This window comes from [Flexibacter] sp. ATCC 35103 (assembly GCF_001975985.1).
Taxonomy (GTDB): Bacteria; Bacteroidota; Bacteroidia; order Flavobacteriales; family Flavobacteriaceae; genus Flavobacterium.
The window spans coordinates 120,007-138,304 of the sequence record NZ_MTQF01000001.1; the positions used below are offsets into that span (position 1 = coordinate 120,007).

At 35.4% G+C, this 18,298-nt stretch carries 11 protein-coding genes; 5 read left to right on the top strand and 6 right to left on the bottom strand.

Translation table 11 applies throughout. The annotated features are described in order from the left end of the window. Nucleotides 1-68 precede the first annotated feature (68 nt). The 3 genes from BXU01_RS00455 to BXU01_RS00465 all read left to right on the top strand — a co-directional run bounded on the left by BXU01_RS00455 (nucleotide 69) and on the right by BXU01_RS00465 (nucleotide 2,185). Nucleotides 69-644 carry a hypothetical protein gene (locus tag BXU01_RS00455; protein WP_083691203.1) on the top strand — a complete coding sequence of 192 codons (576 nt, stop codon included), beginning with the start codon at nucleotides 69-71 and terminating at the stop codon, nucleotides 642-644. A gap of 91 nt (nucleotides 645-735) precedes the next feature. Further along, the gene (locus tag BXU01_RS00460) at nucleotides 736-1,218 is read left to right on the top strand and encodes a hypothetical protein (RefSeq protein ID WP_083691204.1); all 483 of its coding nucleotides are present in this window, start codon (nucleotides 736-738) and stop codon (nucleotides 1,216-1,218) included. A 148-nt stretch (nucleotides 1,219-1,366) separates the two neighbouring features. Further along, a complete protein-coding gene (locus BXU01_RS00465) occupies nucleotides 1,367-2,185 on the top strand; it encodes an alpha/beta fold hydrolase (RefSeq protein WP_083691205.1) in 819 nt (272 codons plus the stop codon). A 144-nt stretch (nucleotides 2,186-2,329) separates the two neighbouring features. Here the strand turns inward: BXU01_RS00465 and BXU01_RS00470 are convergent, their stop codons facing one another. Both BXU01_RS00470 and BXU01_RS00475 read right to left on the bottom strand, forming a co-directional pair. Next, nucleotides 2,330-3,754: a SusD/RagB family nutrient-binding outer membrane lipoprotein gene (locus BXU01_RS00470; protein ID WP_083691206.1), complete on the bottom strand. Its 1,425-nt coding sequence runs from the start codon at nucleotides 3,752-3,754 to the stop codon at nucleotides 2,330-2,332. Nucleotides 3,755-3,766: 12 nt separating this feature from the next. Continuing rightward, on the bottom strand, nucleotides 3,767-6,961 hold the full coding sequence (locus BXU01_RS00475) for a SusC/RagA family TonB-linked outer membrane protein (RefSeq protein ID WP_083691207.1): 3,195 nt from the start codon (nucleotides 6,959-6,961) through the stop codon (nucleotides 3,767-3,769). Between the two features lie 877 nt (nucleotides 6,962-7,838). Here BXU01_RS00475 and BXU01_RS00480 point away from each other — a divergent pair. Beyond that, nucleotides 7,839-9,191 (top strand): hypothetical protein, encoded by a 1,353-nt coding sequence (locus BXU01_RS00480; RefSeq protein WP_083691208.1) that lies wholly within the window; start codon nucleotides 7,839-7,841, stop codon nucleotides 9,189-9,191. A 134-nt stretch (nucleotides 9,192-9,325) separates the two neighbouring features. On the opposite strand, the gene BXU01_RS00485 is transcribed toward BXU01_RS00480, so the two are convergent. Then, entirely contained in the window at nucleotides 9,326-10,330 is a 1,005-nt protein-coding gene (locus BXU01_RS00485; RefSeq protein WP_083691209.1) for an OmpA family protein, read from the bottom strand. 303 nt (nucleotides 10,331-10,633) lie between these two features. Between BXU01_RS00485 and BXU01_RS00490 the strand changes: the two genes are divergently transcribed. After that, the gene (locus BXU01_RS00490) at nucleotides 10,634-12,238 is read left to right on the top strand and encodes a class I SAM-dependent methyltransferase (RefSeq protein WP_083691210.1); all 1,605 of its coding nucleotides are present in this window, start codon (nucleotides 10,634-10,636) and stop codon (nucleotides 12,236-12,238) included. Between the two features lie 160 nt (nucleotides 12,239-12,398). Here the strand turns inward: BXU01_RS00490 and BXU01_RS00495 are convergent, their stop codons facing one another. The 3 genes from BXU01_RS00495 to BXU01_RS00505 form a co-directional block, all read right to left on the bottom strand. Next, nucleotides 12,399-13,529, bottom strand: a complete 1,131-nt coding sequence (locus tag BXU01_RS00495; protein WP_083691845.1) for an efflux RND transporter periplasmic adaptor subunit — start codon at nucleotides 13,527-13,529, stop codon at nucleotides 12,399-12,401. 4 nt (nucleotides 13,530-13,533) lie between these two features. Next, nucleotides 13,534-17,913 (bottom strand): CusA/CzcA family heavy metal efflux RND transporter, encoded by a 4,380-nt coding sequence (locus BXU01_RS00500; RefSeq protein ID WP_083691211.1) that lies wholly within the window; start codon nucleotides 17,911-17,913, stop codon nucleotides 13,534-13,536. Nucleotides 17,914-17,998: 85 nt separating this feature from the next. Then, nucleotides 17,999-18,292, bottom strand: a complete 294-nt coding sequence (locus BXU01_RS00505) for a hypothetical protein (protein ID WP_255373671.1) — start codon at nucleotides 18,290-18,292, stop codon at nucleotides 17,999-18,001. Between the last annotated feature and the right edge of the window lie 6 nt (nucleotides 18,293-18,298).

The following is an 18,298-nucleotide window of genomic DNA, read 5'->3' on the forward strand; positions in this document are numbered from 1 at the left end:
TTGCTTTAAACAATAAAATGTACAGCAAATACCTCTTTTTTATTCGATTCATTTAAACAAATATTAAAATGATAATTAAACCAATTCAAACTGGAATCTTCCTGTTTTATTTTGTACTCCTGCCGAGTTGCAAATGTATTTCGCAGGAAAATGAAACATCATTTAAACCGCATCACCAACTCGCATTGGTAATTAGTCATGCACATGTTTTTGAAGGAAGAAATGAAGAGGGAGATCGTGAAGTGCTTTCGCTGCCGGCATGGGGAATTGATTATACGTATCACTTTCATCAAAAATGGGCAATTGGATTGCATACAGATATTATAATAGAAAAATTTAAAGTCGAAAAAAGTTTCGAAAAAGGCGGCGAAAAAGAAACAGTGGAACGCAGTTATCCCGTTGCTCCTGCCCTTATGGGAATTTACAAATTAAATGAACACTGGAGTTTTTTAATCGGAATGGGAGGTGAATTTGCGAAGGAAGAAAATTATCTGCTTACCCGCGCCGGTGTCGAATACGGTTATGATTTTTTTAAAGGATGGGAAGTTTTAGGAAGCATTGGTTACGATTTTAAATGGAATGCATACGACACCTGGACTATTGGTATTGGTATCTCGAAAAATTTTGGACAAAAACATAATTAATATACTGATCCTGCAAAATCCAAATGGCATTATGTAACAAAAACATCCTAAAAAATAACTAATTTCGAGACACTTAACTAAAAACATTCGTATGAAAAATTTCTCTATCCTTTTAATATCAATTTTCTTTTGTTCATGTCAACAAAAAGAAAACAAGATTGCTCCTGCTCCATCCTCAGAATCATCTGTTACAAAAGATTCAGTTACTACAAACAAAATTGAAGAAGAGAACAAACAAACAGGCGATACTATTGTCCTGAATTTTAAAGACGAAAAAGGTTTTTATACCGCCGAAGGTTCTCTCGATTCTATTCATCCCAGAATATATCTTAAATTTAAAAATGAAGATTCAGGCGAATTAAATGCAAAGATTGTTCCCACTACGGGAAAGGGAAACATTCGTTTTAACCAAATTATTTTTCCAGATAAAAGCTCAGACGGACCATTTGGAATGGATTTAAAAATTAACCTCACACAAAAAGGCGATCATATTATAATGGTTGGTCATTCGCAAATGGCTGATAATCCGTTTTGGGGTAAATTCAAAGTGCAGCTTGAGAATAAAAAGCAATAATATTCATTACTTAACCTAGATTAATCGATAAGTCTTTTCTACCCCTGTAAATTTGTAAAAGAATTTAAATCAATAAAAAATTAACACAATCGAGATTTAAAACTCAAACATTATTTATAAAAGTTATTAACCTAAAACTAAAAGAAAGATGAGCACAATTACAGTAAAAGACGGAACACAAATTTATTACAAAGATTGGGGAACAGGACAACCTATTGTTTTTCACCATGGCTGGCCATTATCCAGTGATGACTGGGATGCACAGATGATGTTTTTCCTAAAACAAGGATACAGAGTTATTGCACATGACAGACGCGGACATGGTCGTTCAGGACAAAGTTCTGAAGGAAACAACATGGAAACTTATGCAGCAGACGTAGCTGAATTAACCGCTGCGCTGGATTTAAAAAATGCCATTCATATTGGTCACTCAACCGGTGGCGGAGAAGTAATACTTTACGCAGCAAAATATGGTAAAGAACGTGTTGCAAAAGCAATCATAATTAGTGCGGTAACGCCAATAATGATAAAAAATGAATCAAATCCTGATGGTGTTCCATTGTCTGTTTTTGATGAAATAAGAGAAGGCACAGGATTTAACAGAGCACAATATTTTTATGATTTCCCAATACCTTTCTACGGATGGAATCGCGAAGGAAAAACAGTTCAGGAAGGTATTAAACATAACTGGTGGCGTCAGGGAATGATGGGTTCTGTTTTGGCTCATTATGAAGGAATCAAAGCTTTCTCTGAATCTGATTTTACAGAAGATCTTAAAAGTTTAGATATTCCGGTTCTTGTATTACATGGCGAAGATGACCAAATTGTGCCTTATAACCAGGCACCCAAAGCAGCTAAACTATTAAAAAACGGAAAACTAATTTCGTATCCGGGATTTCCACACGGTATGCCAACTACTGAAGCGGAAACCATTAATAAGGATATTTTAGACTTTATAAAATCTTAAGAAATAGCTAAAATAAAAATATAAAACCTCCAAAATCATATGACTTTGGAGGTTTTTAAGTTTTTGAGATGCTTAATCCGTTTTGAAATTAGGTGTCTTGCTGACCGTTTTTTACAATTCGGTATTTAGCATGTATCAAGCTGTTTATTTTACATCAAACCACAATTTTGTAGTCAGTAAATCTTTTCCCTGAGCAGATACTGCCGTTTGGTAACTTGTTCCGTTTAGGGATTGTTCTGTACCTGGATAAAAGAAGCGAGAAGGAATCTGTCCGTTCAAAACGGTATCAGGACCTGCAGTTAATACCGGATAGTCCAGTCTTCTCCACTCTACAAAAGCATCAAGACCCTGCCCAAAGAATGCGATCCATTTTTGCGTACCTATTGATTTGGCATAATTCGACGCATCGTATTTTACCGTTGGCTGATTTAGGTAATTCGCAACAGTTGTTGCATTGGTAATACCAAATTGATTCAGCGATGCCGTAATCGCATTTTTATAAAGCTGCTCTGCATCTCCTGCAATGTAACCACGTGCTACAGCTTCAGAAAGATTGAAAAGCACTTCAGAATAAGAAACAATTACAGCCGGCGATGCAGAAGTAAGGAAATAAGTTCCCGGTTTTGATGTTTTGGCAAAACCCTGACTATTTGCAGCACTGTTTGATAATCCGTTGCCACCGCCAACATATTTACCTACAGTTGCATCTGATGGTAACTGAGCATAAACAGGTAAACGAGGATCTGATAATTCGTTTAGCTTATCAACCAATGTCTTCGAAATACGAAAATCATCTCTGGTTTCAAACCACGCCGAAGCCGGATTTTGCTGAGGCGAACTAATGTAAATAAACTGAAAGATTTCACTATTACTGCTAATTAATCCTCCGGCATCACTTGTCGCTTCTATCGCTGCTTGTTTTGCCAAAGCTGGTTCTTTGTCTGAAATTCTCAATGCGATACGCAAACGAAGGGAATTTACCAGTTTTTTCCATTTTAGAACGTCTCCTTTATAAGCTAAATCACCGGTTACAATTCCGTTTGACGGACTTAATAAAGACTGCGCTTGTTTTAAATCTTCAAGCAATCCTGTGTAGACTTCTTTTTGTGTGTTATATGCCGGCGTTACTTTTAGACCTGCTTCTTTATAAGGAATACTCCCGTAAGCATCTGTCAACAATAAAAACGTCCATGAACGCAGCGCCAGTGCAATTCCTTTATAATTGGAGTTTGCCTGTTGATCCGGGAAATTAATAATCGTATTTAAATCTGTAATCAGGGTTGCATATCCCGTATTCCATAAAGAAACAAATGAAGTGTTGGATACATCGTATCTGTCCGGCTCCGTATATTGAATTTTAGCCCAATGCTGAACAAAAAGCAAAGAAGAGTTAAAGTTATTATCTGATCCCCAATATATATCAGCGCCCTGTTTTAATGAGCCTGTTAATAAATAAGGTGCCAGAGGTGTTTCGGTTGCATTTGGATTTTTATTAATTTCATCCAGACTGTCGCTGCAAGAGACCAGTGATACTGCAAACAGCGTTATATAGGCTAATTTTTTCAGCATGATTTCGTGTTTTTAAAATTTAAGATTAACATTAAGGCTAAAACTTCTGGTAGTTGGCAACGCCAGACTTTCCAGTCCCTGACCGTTTCCGGTATTAAATGCTGATTCAGGATCGATATTGGGTACGTCTTTGTAGATAAAAAACAAATTACGCCCCACAGCAGTGATACTTGCTCCCTGAAAGCCCAGCTTTTTAGCAAATGATTTATTAAAATTATAAGCCAGTTTTACTTCTCTTAATTTTACAAAAGTTGAGCTGTAAATATAAGCTTCACTGATATTGTATGATGCTTTGTAATATTCCTGCGCACTAAGTATGGAAGTATTTGGAGTTCCATCAGCATATACACCGTTAAAAATCATTCCGTCATCATAAACAGGCACACCACCAGGAGCTGCAGCCCCACTTGGAAGCAATGTTTTTGTAGTTCCGGTACTTGTAGTTGTTACATAGTAATTTAAACCTCCATTTGCAGCATCACGACCCGGAAGTGTCTGAGCCAATACACCTGTATAATTTCCGGTTCTGTTTGTTCCTGAAAAAAGTTCCCCGCCTACACGAGCATCAACCAGAAATGAAAATTCAAGATTTTTATACGTCAATGTGTTTGTAACACCGCCTAAAAAGTCCGGAGTATAATGTCCTAAAACTCTTTTTTGAGGATCAGCTTGTGGCAAACCATTTGCTCCTACTACTATATTTCCGTTTGCATCACGCAAATAAGCTGTACCATAAAGTGCACCATATGCTTGTCCTACAGATGCTAATACATCAACACCTCCCGATGTAGCAATTGTATAGTTCTGAATCTGTTTTTCATAGTCAAGAACATCTACTTTGCTTATATTCTTTGAATAATTTACACCAACATTCCATTTGAAATTATCTGTTTGAACAGGAGTTCCATCCAATTGAATTTCGATACCGTGGTTGTTTATTTTTCCTGCATTGATTAATTGCGAATTATAACCGCTTGCAGTTGTTGTTTTTATCTCCAGAATCTGGTCAAAACTATTTGTATTATAATAAGCAACATCAAGATGCAATCTGTTTTTCCAGAAAGAAGATTCAAGACCCAATTCAGTAGAACGGGTTGTTTCCGGTTTCAGGTTCTCATTCAGTTTCTTTTTAGATGAAGTTTGAATTGGATTTCCGTCAAATGCAGTCTGAAAATCATAAACCGTAGCCAATTGATACGGATCTGCATCGTTACCTACTTCAGACCATCCGCCACGAAGTTTTAAGAAATCAAGCATACTGCTTTTTAAATTCAAAGCATCAGATAATACCAAACTACCACTAATAGAAGGATAAAAATAAGAGCGGTTGCTGCTTGGCAATGTCGATGACCAGTCGTTACGTCCGGTTACGTTTAAAAAGGCATAATTTTTATACCCCAATTGTGCCGAAGCATAAGCACTGTATACTTTTAATTCTGAGAATACATTTGATGAAGTCAAAGGGTCACGTGAATTGGTCAAAGTATATAAATCCGGCACAGCCAAACGTGGTGCTTTTTGATAATTGTTTGCATCGCTATGATTACGTATGTTGAATCCGGCAAGTGCATCTACGCTAAAATCATCGTTTACTTTTTTAGTATATTGCAAAATACCCTCTGTATTTCTCTCGTCTACAGTATAAGCGTCTTCAGCATAAGATCCAAAAGGTGTTCCGTTTGTACCATACTTAATCGTGTATTTTCTGCGATCATTATAATAATCAACTCCGGTGCGGAATTTAAAAAGAAGACCATCTATAATTTTTGCTTCTAAATGGATATCTCCTATAAAACGGTTACGCTGTTGACTGGTTGTATTATAATAAGCATTCCAATACGGATTGCTATAATAACTGTTATTCCAGTTTACATCTCTGTTATTTCTAAGCTGATCTGTATCTACCTGACGCCCAAACCAAAGAAACTGAAGCATTACACCCGCAGCACGGTTTCCTGTTGGTCCACCCGGCAATGTTGGTGCTGTGGTCACAATATAGTTTCCTGTTACACCCACTTTTATACTTTTTGTTATTTGATAGTTCGTATTTACAGTAAAATTTGTTTTGTTTATTTCACTGTTAGGCACAGTTCCTAATTGTTTTTGATTATTTACTCCTAAACGAAAATCTGATTTCTCATCTGATTTTGCGATAGAAATACTATTGTCATAAGTAAGTCCTGTATTAAAAAAGTTTTTTACATTATCAGGATGCGCCACAAAAGGTACAGCTACCCCATTTGAATTAAATTGAGGAATTAGGCGTCCGTCCATTTTAGGTCCCCAGCTTTCATCAACCCCATCATTAACTCCGCCTCCTTTACCATCTACATAACTAAATCTTCCATTTGATCCTTGTCCGAATGAGTTTTGAAATTTAGGCAAGCTCGCAACTTGTGAGATTGTTATCCCTGAATTAAAAGTTATTCCAAGTCCTTGTTGTGTTTTACCAGATTTTGTAGTGATAAGAACCACACCATGTGCAGCACGCGATCCGTAAAGAGCAGCCGCATTTGGACCTTTTAATACTGTTATTGTTTCAATATCCTGAGGATTTAAATCAGCAACTGCGTTTCTAAAATCACGCGTAGCTCCACCAACGCTTCCTAATTGCGAGTTATCTACCGGAACTCCGTCTACCACAAATAAAGGTTGGTTATTTCCTGAAATAGAAGTTTCACCACGAATAATAATACGCGAAGATCCCATATCTCCCTGCGAATTGGTGATACGAACTCCTGCTAATTTACCGCTAAGACTATTTAAGAAATTCGTTTCTTTTGTGTCTGACAATTCCTTGCCTTTAAGTGCCTGTGTAGTATATCCCAGAGATTTCTTTTCTTTCGTTATACCAAGTGCCGTAACGACTACTTCTGACAGCGCATTTTGCTCCTGATCAATACTAACAGTAACCGGATTTGAAGTCACTACGATTTCTGTTTTTTTATACCCCAAATAACTAACGATTAAGGTATAAGGAAACTTTTGTCCGGTCTGGAAATAAAACTTTCCATCAAAATCTGTTACAGCGCCGTGTGTAGTACCTTTTATGTTTATAGAAGCCCCAATAACAGGCTCTTTTGTAACGGCATCGATTACTATTCCTTCAAGTTTGGACTGAATTAACGGCTTGGTTTCCTGAGCTTTAATTCCTATGGAAATTAACAAAATGCAAAACAATGCATATCTATTTAATTTTTTTTTCATTACTTTGTTTTAGTTTAATAATAAGGTGAGCCGAAACGGATTTACTCCACTCTCGCTTTCCTTACAGAGATGTACAATTTCTTTAAGCTTCGCCATTTCTGCTGCAACAGAAATGGTTTTTTTATCTGCAATGCATTCGCTTTTTCATTTTTACTTTATTTTGGATTATTATTATTTTAACGTGTCTCTACAAGATTTCAATCCTAAAATTTAGAATCCATCTTATTAAATATTTTTGTGAATTAAAGTTTGAAGAGTTTTTAACAGCGGCAAATTATAAAGCTTAGAATGCCAAATGATTTTTGCCTGCTCGAAAATGAAATTTTATTTAATATTTTTTATTGTCTTATTTTAATCTTAATTTTTAAATTCTACCAATTTGATAGAACAAAAGTATGTTAAAAATATTAACCCGAAAATTTTAAACGTTTTTTTTGCAAAAAAAATGTTAATTAAAGTTTTACTAAAATTTTAGATTCCTATAAATAAAGGACTTAACAGATATACGGTTTTCTTTACCGTGTAAGATTTTTTTTAAAACTATAGTCCTGAATAGCCAATATTGCTACAAAATATAATTTGCTTCTTCTGCTAAAACGATTTAATAATACCATATTCTACATCTGATTTTCGATTTATGTTTACCCTATTCTTATACTTCATAAAGAAAAAATAATGTTTTTAGAAGCTTCAAATTCTAAAATAAACAGCATCAAATACTTACAAAAGTATAGGTCGAAATAAAAATTTTAAGATATTACTTATTAACAATTTCAAATAATAATCAGATATATCTTGTTATAAATTATATTTAATGTATAAATTGTGCGCTTAAAAATGGACTAATTATTAACATTAAAACTATAATAAATTCTTCATGAAAAATTTACAAGAAGCATCAGAGCGTTGGAAAAAAGAAGGAAACGAATACAAAACGGCCATTAATGAGTGGTTGGATATTATCTACATTCAGAAAGAAAATCCAGCAACAGAATGTCCTGAAGAAACCAGAAAAGACATGGGCGATTATGTTCTGGAACAACTTATTGAGTACAATAAAAATGGCAAGCACAAAGAATTTCGCGATCTTTTTCCTCCTGATAATGATCCGCTTTCTGATATTTTAGACGATTCGATGTGGTATAAAGTACGAAAAGTAGCCATGCTGGATGACAATCGAATACTAGCGAAACTGGGTGATTATTATGAATGGCAAGGTGTTTATAGCATTAAAGATGACGAAATAACTTTATTAGATGACTTAATTGGTTTTGGTTTTAGCGAGAGTAAAAAATATTTTGCAAAAGTTTATAATACAAAAATTGACGTACACGAAGGTTGGGACGGTCCAATAATATCAACATTTGATTTGCCGGACAATGCAACTATCGAACAACTTCAATTCGATAGTATCGAGGTTTTTTCGACCGGTAAACAAGTAGTATTGATTACTTATAATGGCATTTTTGTTATTAATGAAAATGGTTTTGAATTAATACACGGAAGCCTTCTTAGTGATGAAGAAGAAGATGAGGATGACGAAGAGGAAGAGGAAGAAGATTATGAGGAAGAAAATGACGAAGAGGAATCTCCATATCAATTTCTTCATTATCCACATGCCGCAATTTCGCCTGATGATAAATATATTACCGTAGGATCTCAAAATTCATCGCACATTATACTCATACAGCAAAATGGAAAATGGGAAGAAACTGCCAATATAGAACAGCGCTCTTCTTATCCTAATATAGCGTGTTTTAATTATAAATTTCAGCCGCCATTACTGGCATTAGGTTCTTGCCATTTTTCACGAAGCGCAACTTTGGGTGTATTACTAGATAAAATTGACGGTTTGCAAGCTTCCGGTTATGATATGGATAGCGATGCCCTTTTAGTTGTAGACGACAGAAGATGGATATTTAGTATGTATCCGTCAGCTCATGGATTTTATCTGGGGTCTAATGATGGTTATTTATGGCTAAAAGTAAGCGATGAAAAATCACACTACACGCACATAGGCGGTACGATTATGTCTATAGATATTGCATCAGACAGGCAACATATTGTTCTAGGTACAGTATCAGGACAAATAATTGTATTGCGCTGGGAGAATATAACCCCGGTCGAAGGCAAAAATACTCGCGTTGATCCTTACCTTATAACAAACTTACCGGTGGTTGATGAAAAAAGATATCTTTTTAGAAGCGGTAATGAACCTTTGATTTGGTAGTAAACAGTTTAATTACACTTCCAAAAAGTATAAAAAAAATGCTAAACTTAATTGTTTAGCATTTTTTTATCTCTGGATTTTCTATCTGTAAATTTTATTGAACAAGATTTTTCTGCTGCAATAATTACAGGATCCTATTGTATTTTAACCAGTTCTACTCTTCGGTTTTCTGCTTTATTTTCTTCAGTATCATTGGTTTTTAAAGGTTTTGAAGAACCAAATCCTTTTGCTTTTAATCTTTGTATATCAATTCCTTTTGCTGCCAAGGCATACATCACAGTATTAGCTCTTTGACTCGAAAGAGTTTGATTTCTGGCTTCAGTACCGGAGTTATCCGTATGACCTTCTATAGACAGTTTGAGCTTTGGATCAGCATTTAACAAAGCAGCTATTTCGTCAACAATTTCTTGTCCGTCTTCTTGTAAAGAAGCTTTATCTGTATCAAAATTAATATGCAATATCGCTTTCCCTGTTTTATCAATGTCGGTTTTCATTTGTGCTGCCGAATATTTTTTAATGGTTTGCTCAAAATCTTTAAGCTCCATTATAAAAATATTTCCCTGTGCTGAATTCGACTGAATATTTACGATATATTTTTTTCCACCGTTCTTAAAAGCATAAACAGCAAATGGCGAATCGCTTTCTCTTAAAAGACCACTCGTACGTTTTTTTCCGGTCCATGAGTTTTTTTCTAATATCGCTCTTTGCTTTTCATCCTCCGGAAACTCTCCTTTATAAATTTGCTTCGCTCCTATTTTATCCAGATAATCATAAAAACTTTTGTCAAATAATTTTTGATTAAAATCTTTACCATCAGAACCTTCAAAAGTCAAAATCCCCAGTTTTCCCTCAGTAGTATAAATACTGCTGCCTGTGTAGTTTTGCATCGTTTCGTAATCAAAAAATTCAGAAAGCCCTTCTTTTTCATTACTTATCTTAAGTCCTGCAGGAGCAGTAAAAAAAGGAAAATTGCCAATATCTTTTAGATCAGGAATTTCACTCCAGTTTATATCTTTTGAAACAGTCTGTTCTTTTGTGTTTTCTACTTGATCCGTTTCTATTTTTTGCTCTTCTTTTTTCTCGTTTTTACAAGAAAACATTAAAATTCCCAATAGTGCAACAATTGCCGTTTTTTTCATTTTTACAATTTTAGAATTATAGCTTTAAGTTTGATTATAACATTCAATAATCGATCAAATATTCTTTATAAATGCTTATGAGTAATCAGTTTATAGAGATAAAATCTTTATTATAGCTAATGTATAATTATAATTTTTAATAATAAAGGGTTTTATGTTACGATTCAAAAATCAAAAAAATAGTTTTATTCCAAATAATTATCGCACTAGAAATTGCCGGGATAATTTTTTCAGATGCACAAAATTGATATGCCATTCGTTAAAAAAAATTCTTATTTTTAACTAAACCTTCATTTTTTTATTATGATCAACAAATCAGAACTCCGAAGTTCCATTTTCAGACATCTCGACGGCTTAGCTGTTGCTCCTGTTGCAATAGCTTTAAAAAACAATGCAGTATTAGATTTTATCCTGAAAAAAAAGCAGGTACAATTACCGCAGCTTGTCACTGTTTTTAAAGCAAATGAAGGCTATCTGAATATTGGTTTGAGGATTTTGGCCTCTCAGGGTTTTGTAGATTATGAAGTCGATAACAAAACACAGGAAATTACGATTTTGGTAAATGAAAAGACCGAAATCGCTTTTTCGATGTTTCATCTCTATGAAGATGTGGTTGATTTATTACAGTTTTCGATCCAGTTTCATCCGCGTTTATTTGAAGATGTGCCATTTGAAAAACTCAATCTTATTTTTGAAAAATATAAAAAAAGATACGGAATTGAACCTTCTGAGGATATCCTGACAAACAGCATTCAGGAACAGATTTTAAAACATATCGAGGGGTATTTGATTGGACCTACAATAGTACGCCTGGCGATGAAAGGAATGTTTCACAAATATTTTATGGAAACGTCTTTCAAACCGGAAGAGTTTCATAAATCTCCTGAAAATTTCAAAAAAATATTAGACTTTTTTACGCATCTTGGCTGGTTTCTGGAAAAAAACGGCAATTATCAATTTACCGAAACAGGGTTATTTTTTGCAAAAAGAGCCAGCGCTTACGGAGTTACAGTTTCTTATTTACCCACATTTGCCAAAATCGAAGAACTCATTTTTGGCGATCCTGCTATATTAAGAATGGTTGCCAATGGTGAAAACGAAATTCATGTTGATCGCGAAATGAATGTATGGGGAAGCGGTGGTGCGCACGACACTTATTTTAAAGTTGTAGATGAGATTATTATTAAACTTTTTAACATGCCAATTGATGAACAGCCAAAAGGAATTCTGGATATGGGCTGTGGTAATGGGGCTTTCCTGCAGCATATTTTTGAAGTTATCGACAGGCAAACCTTACGGGGCAAAATGCTGGATGAGTATCCATTGTTTCTCGTTGGGGCAGATTATAATCAGGCAGCTCTTAAAATAACCAGGGCCAATCTTATCAAGGCAGATATTTGGGCAAAGGTTATTTGGGGAGATATTGGGCGACCAGATGTACTATCTGATGACTTAAGGGAAAATTATAACATTGATTTGAAGGATTTACTTAACGTAAGGACTTTTTTAGATCATAACCGAATTTGGCAAACTCCTAAAAACATCAACGAAAACAGAATTAGTAAATCTACCGGTGCATTTGCCTACAGAGGTAAAAGAATTAATAACAATCTGGTTGAAGATAATCTTCTGGAACATTTACAAAAATGGTCGCCGTATGTTCGCAAATTTGGTTTGCTTTTAATCGAATTACATACCATAAATCCAAAATTGGCAGCCGGTAATTTAGGCAAAACCCCTGCAACAGCTTATGATGCCACGCATGGTTTTTCTGATCAGTATATTGTTGAGATAGATGTTTTTAATAGTGTTGCTGCAGAAGCCGGATTATTTCCTGATAAATCAATCTTCAAAAGATTTCCCGAAGCTGATATTGCAACAGTAAGTATCAATTTACTAAAAGGTTAAATTGTCTATTTATTTGATTTTTCTACTATATATAGAGTTAATTCCAGAAAATAAAAGAGGATATCTTTTGGACATCCTCTTTTACTTTAAAATCAGCTGAGCAAAATATCTAAAAATAATTAGCGATTACAAAGCCTCTTTCAATTATCTGATGATTCTATTATTTTTCTCCGCCATTCATAAAAGTCATTAAAAGTGTATACGCATTTTTAATCACAATCTTAGAAGACTTATCTATATCAGAAGATTTAATCTGGCGATATCCGTTACTTGCAGTTCCTGGTTCAATTGAAACCATTTTGTATTTATTATTTCCAATTAAAGAAAAAACAAAAAACTTGCCTTGCCATCTTACGACCGCATCTTCAGGAACTGTAAGGGCTTTTTCGTTTTCAAATTCTGCTTCAGCATTAATAAAAAGTCCGGGAATCAAAGCGCTGTCATATTGATTTACTTTACAAATCACCTCTGCAGCACGATCATCATTAAGGCTTTGATTGATATAAGCAATTTTTGCCTGATACTTTTTTGAAGGTTTTGCATTGGTAAAAACAGTAACGTTTTGTCCAACAGAAAGCAGGTGGATATCTTTTTCAAAAGCATTCATCACAAGTACAATATCGCTCATTTCCATCAGTTCAAAAAGCATATCTGTTGGTGCGATGTATTTGCCTACGTTTACATTCACCTTAGAAACCAAACCATTTACAGGCGAAGTAATAAAGACCGTTTTGCTAATATTTGACGCTGTCAATGTTTTTACGTTGATATTCAGCAAGGCTAATTTTTGTGCCAATGCTGACATATAAATTCGCTGTGTCTGCATTTCTGTAGCCGTTTGTTCAAACAATTTATCACTGCTGGCCTTCTTTGCATTCAGTTCTTTTTGTCTGTCGTATTCGCTTTTAGCCAATTGAAATTTTTCTTTAGCAGTAAGATAATCCTGTTGCAGCTGTATATATTGCATATCTTCGACAACTGCTAATAATTGCCCTTTTCTAACATGCATTCCTGCCATCAAATCGGTTTTTTTAATATATCCGCCTAAAGGAATGCTAACATTAACCACACTTTTTGGCGGTACAGTAACCGTTCCCTGAAGCTGCAATATACCTTTTACAGTTCTTTCTTCAGGATTACCTGCAATTAGTCCGGCATTTTTAACCTGCTCATTGGTTAACTGAATACTGTTTGCCTGCTTGGATGCCGTTGTATCAAGCTGTTCTTTTTTATCTTTCTGGCAAGAAACCAGGAATAAAAAACTAAAAATTAGGATGCGATATTTTTTCATTATATTATAAATTATTAAGGGTTTGCACGTTAATGATTGCTTTGTTATAATCATTAATCCTGTCCAGATATTCATTTTTTATAGTAATTGCCTGATTCACGACCAAAACCCATTGCAGATAATCAATATCCCCATTCTCTAACTGACTGTTGGCAGCATCGATAATTACAGTAGCATTTTTAAGTCCTTCATTTTCATAATAATTAAGGCTTTCCTTATACTTTTCGACCTCACTTATTGCATTGGCAATTTCTGTAGTCATTTCGATTTTTGTGTTTTCTGCTATGATCTTATAATTTTCATATTCGATTTTGGCTGCTTTGTTTCGTGATGACTGACTCGAAAAAAATAACGGAATCGACAATCCTAAATTTACATAACTAAACCTGTGGCTGCTGTCATAATACACTTCCTGACCTGCAGAATTCGCTTGTGTCCCAATGATACTCAAATTGTTATATCCTACAGTTATATCAGGCATTAGTTTAGCCTGTTCTGTTTTCCATTTCCATTTTGCAGCTTCGGCTTCATAGTTCGAAAGCTGTATTTGAGGAAGACTGGCCGTATTGCTTTTTTCATTCAATGAAATCGCAAAATCAGTTTTGATATTCTCTGCAGATGGCACATAATCAACATTATCCTGAAGGAATGTATTAAATGATTTCAGCGTAATGGCAATATCTTTATTGACCATTGCAAGTTGATTGGTATAAAATTGTCGGGCAGATTGTGAGGCACTTTTTTCTAATACATTGGTTTCACCGGCTTTATAACGCAAATCCGATTTTTGTTCCATCAATCTGTAAATAGAATCGGCGTAAGTCAATAATTCCTTTTTGCTTTTAAGCCAGATATAATAATAAAATAAACTTCTTACATTCGATTTAATCTGTTGCACCGTTAAGTGAGATTGTACTTTTGCGATATTATAATTTTCCTGCAAAGCTTTCTTCTGATGACTATATAAGGTAGGAAAAGCAAAAGTCTGGCTCACACCAAAACGAGTATCATTTATGCCACTATTAAACTGACCATAATCAGCATCTAAAGCCATTTTAGGAATATCATACCCTGATTTTTGCAATTGTTCTTTTGATTGTTCATTCAGTTGTGCTGATTTTACTCTTTTATTATTTTTAATAGCTATCGATACCGATTCGTTTAGAGATATAGGAGTTTCTTGCGCCTGAACTGAAACTGTACAGCATAAAGCAACAAGAAATAAAGTCAGTTTGTTCATTTTATATTTTTTAATTTTTTTTGAAGACACTTTAGTATGATAGGTCATTAAATAAATGGCCGGAAGTACAAATAAAGTAAGCAAAGTTGCAGTTATCAGACCGCCAATAACGACTGTAGCTAATGGTCGCTGAACTTCGGCTCCTGCACCATTACTTAAAGCCATGGGCAAAAATCCTAAAGAAGCCACAGCAGCAGTCATTAAAACCGGACGTAATCTGTTTTTTGTTCCGGTAATAATAATCTGAAATGCATCGGTAATTTCGCCCTGTTTCTGTATTCGGTTGAACTCAGATATTAAAACAATTCCGTTTAATACTGCAACTCCAAAGAGTGCAATAAAGCCAACTCCGGCTGAAATACTAAAAGGCATATCGCGCAGTGCCAACCCAAACACACCGCCAATGGCTGATAATGGAATTGCGGTAAAAATGATAATTCCTTCCTTAAACGATCTAAATGCAAAGTACAACAACGCCAAAATCATAAACAAAGCCGCAGGAACGGCAACACCAAGACGTGATTTTGCTTGTTGCAGGTTCTCGAAAGTACCGCCATATGTGATGTAATAACCCGGATCAAATTTGATCTGGCTGTTAACTTTTTTCTGTAATTCTTCTACGATAGATTGTACATCGCGTCCTCTAACATTAAAACCCACAATAATTCTTCTCTTGGCATCTTCACGCTGGATTTGGTTGGGTCCTTCAACCTCTTTTACAGATGCTACCTGATAAAGCGGAATCTGCATTCCGGAACGTGTTGAGATCAAAAGGTTACGAACGTCAGAAATGTCTTTTCGTCCGCTTGCTTCTACTCTTACGACCATATCAAAACGTTTTTCTCCTTCGTAGATACTTCCTGCAACTGCTCCTGCAAAAGCAGCATTTACGATTTGGTTGATATCTGAAACATAAATGCCGTATTTCGCCATTTCGGCCCAATCATAATCAATTACGATTTGTGGCATTCCCGTCACTTTTTCGACATAAAGATCAGTTGCACCTTCTACGGTTTTACTAATAGCACCTAATTGTTCTGCATATTGAGCCAGTTTATCCAGGTCTTCTCCGTAAATTTTACATACCAAATCCTGTTTTGCTCCAGTCATCAATTCATTGAAACGCATTTGTACCGGAAACTGAAAACCAGTCGTCACTCCGGGCGCGACTTCTTTTACGGTTTCAGTCATTTTATCTGCGAGTTCCGGAAACGAAGAAGCACTTGTCCATTCTGATTTATCCTTTAATACAATAATCATGTCTCCGCCTTCAATAGGCATAGGATCTGTTGGGATTTCGGCACTACCAATTCTCGAAACTACTTTTTCAACTTCGGGATATTTACTTTTAAGTGCCGATGAAATCTTCTGAATCGTTTCTGTTGTAGTCGAAAGATTGGTTCCTAACAACAATCGGGTTTCTACGGCAAAATCTCCTTCTTCGAGCTGCGGAATAAACTCTCCTCCCATTCTACTGAACAACAACAAGGCTATTCCGAATAAAACAAAAGCAGAAATAACAATTCCTTTTCTGACTTGTAAAGCTTTAGACAAGGCTCTTTCATAATAATTTTCAAGCTTTGCCATAATTCGGTCAGAAAGATTTGGTTTATGGCTGATCTTTTTATTAATAAACAAAGCACTCACCATTGGTACATAAGTAAGCGAAAGAATAAAAGCTCCTAAAATTGCAAAGGCAACAGTTTGTGCCATTGGTTTAAACATTTTGCCTTCGATTCCTTCAAGAGACAAAATAGGAAGATATACAATCAGGATAATAATTTGACCAAAAACGGCAGCATTCATCATTCGTCCGGCTGAACCTGTAACTTCTTTGTCCATTTCTTCCTGCGAAATACTATCGACGCCTTTATATTTTTTAGCACTATGAATGTGATGCAAAATGGCTTCGACAATAATGACGGCGCCATCGACAATTAAACCAAAATCCAGCGCTCCAAGGCTCATCAGGTTTCCGCTTACGCCAAAGGTGTTCATCATAATAATGGCAAACAACATGGCTAACGGAATCACCGAAGCAACGATAAATCCGGCGCGTAAATTCCCAAGAAAAAGTACCAGGACCAAAACTACAATCAAGGCACCTTCGATCAGGTTTTTCTGTACTGTACCAATCGCATTGTCTACCATTTTAGTACGATCCAGAAAAGGTTCGATTTTTAACCCTTTTGGCAGGATCTTTTCTATTTCGGCAACGCGTTTTTTTACGGTAACAATCACATTATTGGCATTTTCGCCTTTAAGCATCATGACAATACCACCTACAGATTCACCAATATCATCTGTAGTTAAAGCGCCGTAACGTATTGCTGAAGATAGCTTTACTTCGGCAATATCTTTGATCAGGATTGGTGTTCCTGCCTGTGTGTTTTTGACAATAATATTTTGGATATCCTTAATATTTCGGGTCAAACCTACACTTCGGATGTATAGTACTGTTGGTCCTTTTTCGATATAAGCGCCACCGGTATTTTCGTTATTACTGCTTAATGCCGTAAAAACTTCTTTTATGGTAAGATTTTGTGCTTTTAATCTCGACGGATTTACAGCAATTTCATATTGTTTTAGCTTTCCGCCAAAAGTAGCCACATCAGCAATTCCGGGAGTTCCTAAAAGCTGTCTTCGAATGGTCCAGTCCTGAATAGTACGGAGGTCTTCGAGAGAATATTTTGTTTCATATCCTGGCTGTGGTTTTAAGACATATTGGTAAATTTCGCCTAATCCGGTAGTTGCCGGAGCCATTTCAGGGATACTGGCATTTTCTGCGATTTCTATTTTCTGTAAACGCTCTGATACTTGCTGACGTGCCCAATACACATCTGTATTATCATCAAAAACAATGGTCACAAGCGAAAGTCCGAAACGGGAAATACTGCGGCTTTCTTTAAGCTGCGGTATATTGCTGATTGCTTGTTCAATAGGAAAAGTGATGAGACGTTCCACATCTTCTGCACCTAAAGAGGGAGCGGTTGTAATAATTTGTACCTGATTGTTGGTGATGTCAGGAACAGCATCAATTGGTAAACGGGTAACTTCAAACACGCCATAAACAATCCATAGCAATGTGAAGACACCAATTACCAGTTTATTATTAACTGAGAATTGTATGATCTTATTAAGCATAATATGATTTAATTTTTTGAAATAATAGTGCCGTCGTCAAAACATATATATGTCTTAACTACGATAAAAATCTTCGAAAATTAAATTATGCTACCGGAGGTCTGAATACCGCAAATAAAGCGGGATTAGAATATAAATTATCTGTATAAGGAATGCTGTCAGACCTTGAAAATCCAATAGTAAAAGGGATATAAAATACAGGTTTATCTGCAGGAACAAATACAAGTTGAAATGAAGAACTTGAAATATGTTTAAAAGGAAGCTGCATATCACGATCTGTATCATTATCGTTTAAATCTTCTCCCCAATAATGCATCTCGAGAAAATCAATAAAGCTTACGTTTTGTAATTGTTTATGTTCTTTATAATGTTCGATCAATATGGG

Bases quoted from the DNA above. Each gene is read 5' to 3' on its own strand.
- BXU01_RS00455 (WP_083691203.1), top strand. From the start codon at position 69: ATGATAATTAAACCAATTCAAACTGGAATCTTCCTGTTTTATTTTGTA.
- BXU01_RS00460 (WP_083691204.1), top strand. From the start codon at position 736: ATGAAAAATTTCTCTATCCTTTTAATATCAATTTTCTTTTGTTCATGT.
- BXU01_RS00465 (WP_083691205.1), top strand. From the start codon at position 1,367: ATGAGCACAATTACAGTAAAAGACGGAACACAAATTTATTACAAAGAT.
- BXU01_RS00470 (WP_083691206.1), bottom strand. From the start codon at position 3,754: ATGCTGAAAAAATTAGCCTATATAACGCTGTTTGCAGTATCACTGGTC.
- BXU01_RS00475 (WP_083691207.1), bottom strand. From the start codon at position 6,961: ATGAAAAAAAAATTAAATAGATATGCATTGTTTTGCATTTTGTTAATT.
- BXU01_RS00480 (WP_083691208.1), top strand. From the start codon at position 7,839: ATGAAAAATTTACAAGAAGCATCAGAGCGTTGGAAAAAAGAAGGAAAC.
- BXU01_RS00485 (WP_083691209.1), bottom strand. From the start codon at position 10,330: ATGAAAAAAACGGCAATTGTTGCACTATTGGGAATTTTAATGTTTTCT.
- BXU01_RS00490 (WP_083691210.1), top strand. From the start codon at position 10,634: ATGATCAACAAATCAGAACTCCGAAGTTCCATTTTCAGACATCTCGAC.
- BXU01_RS00495 (WP_083691845.1), bottom strand. From the start codon at position 13,529: ATGAAAAAATATCGCATCCTAATTTTTAGTTTTTTATTCCTGGTTTCT.
- BXU01_RS00500 (WP_083691211.1), bottom strand. From the start codon at position 17,913: ATGCTTAATAAGATCATACAATTCTCAGTTAATAATAAACTGGTAATT.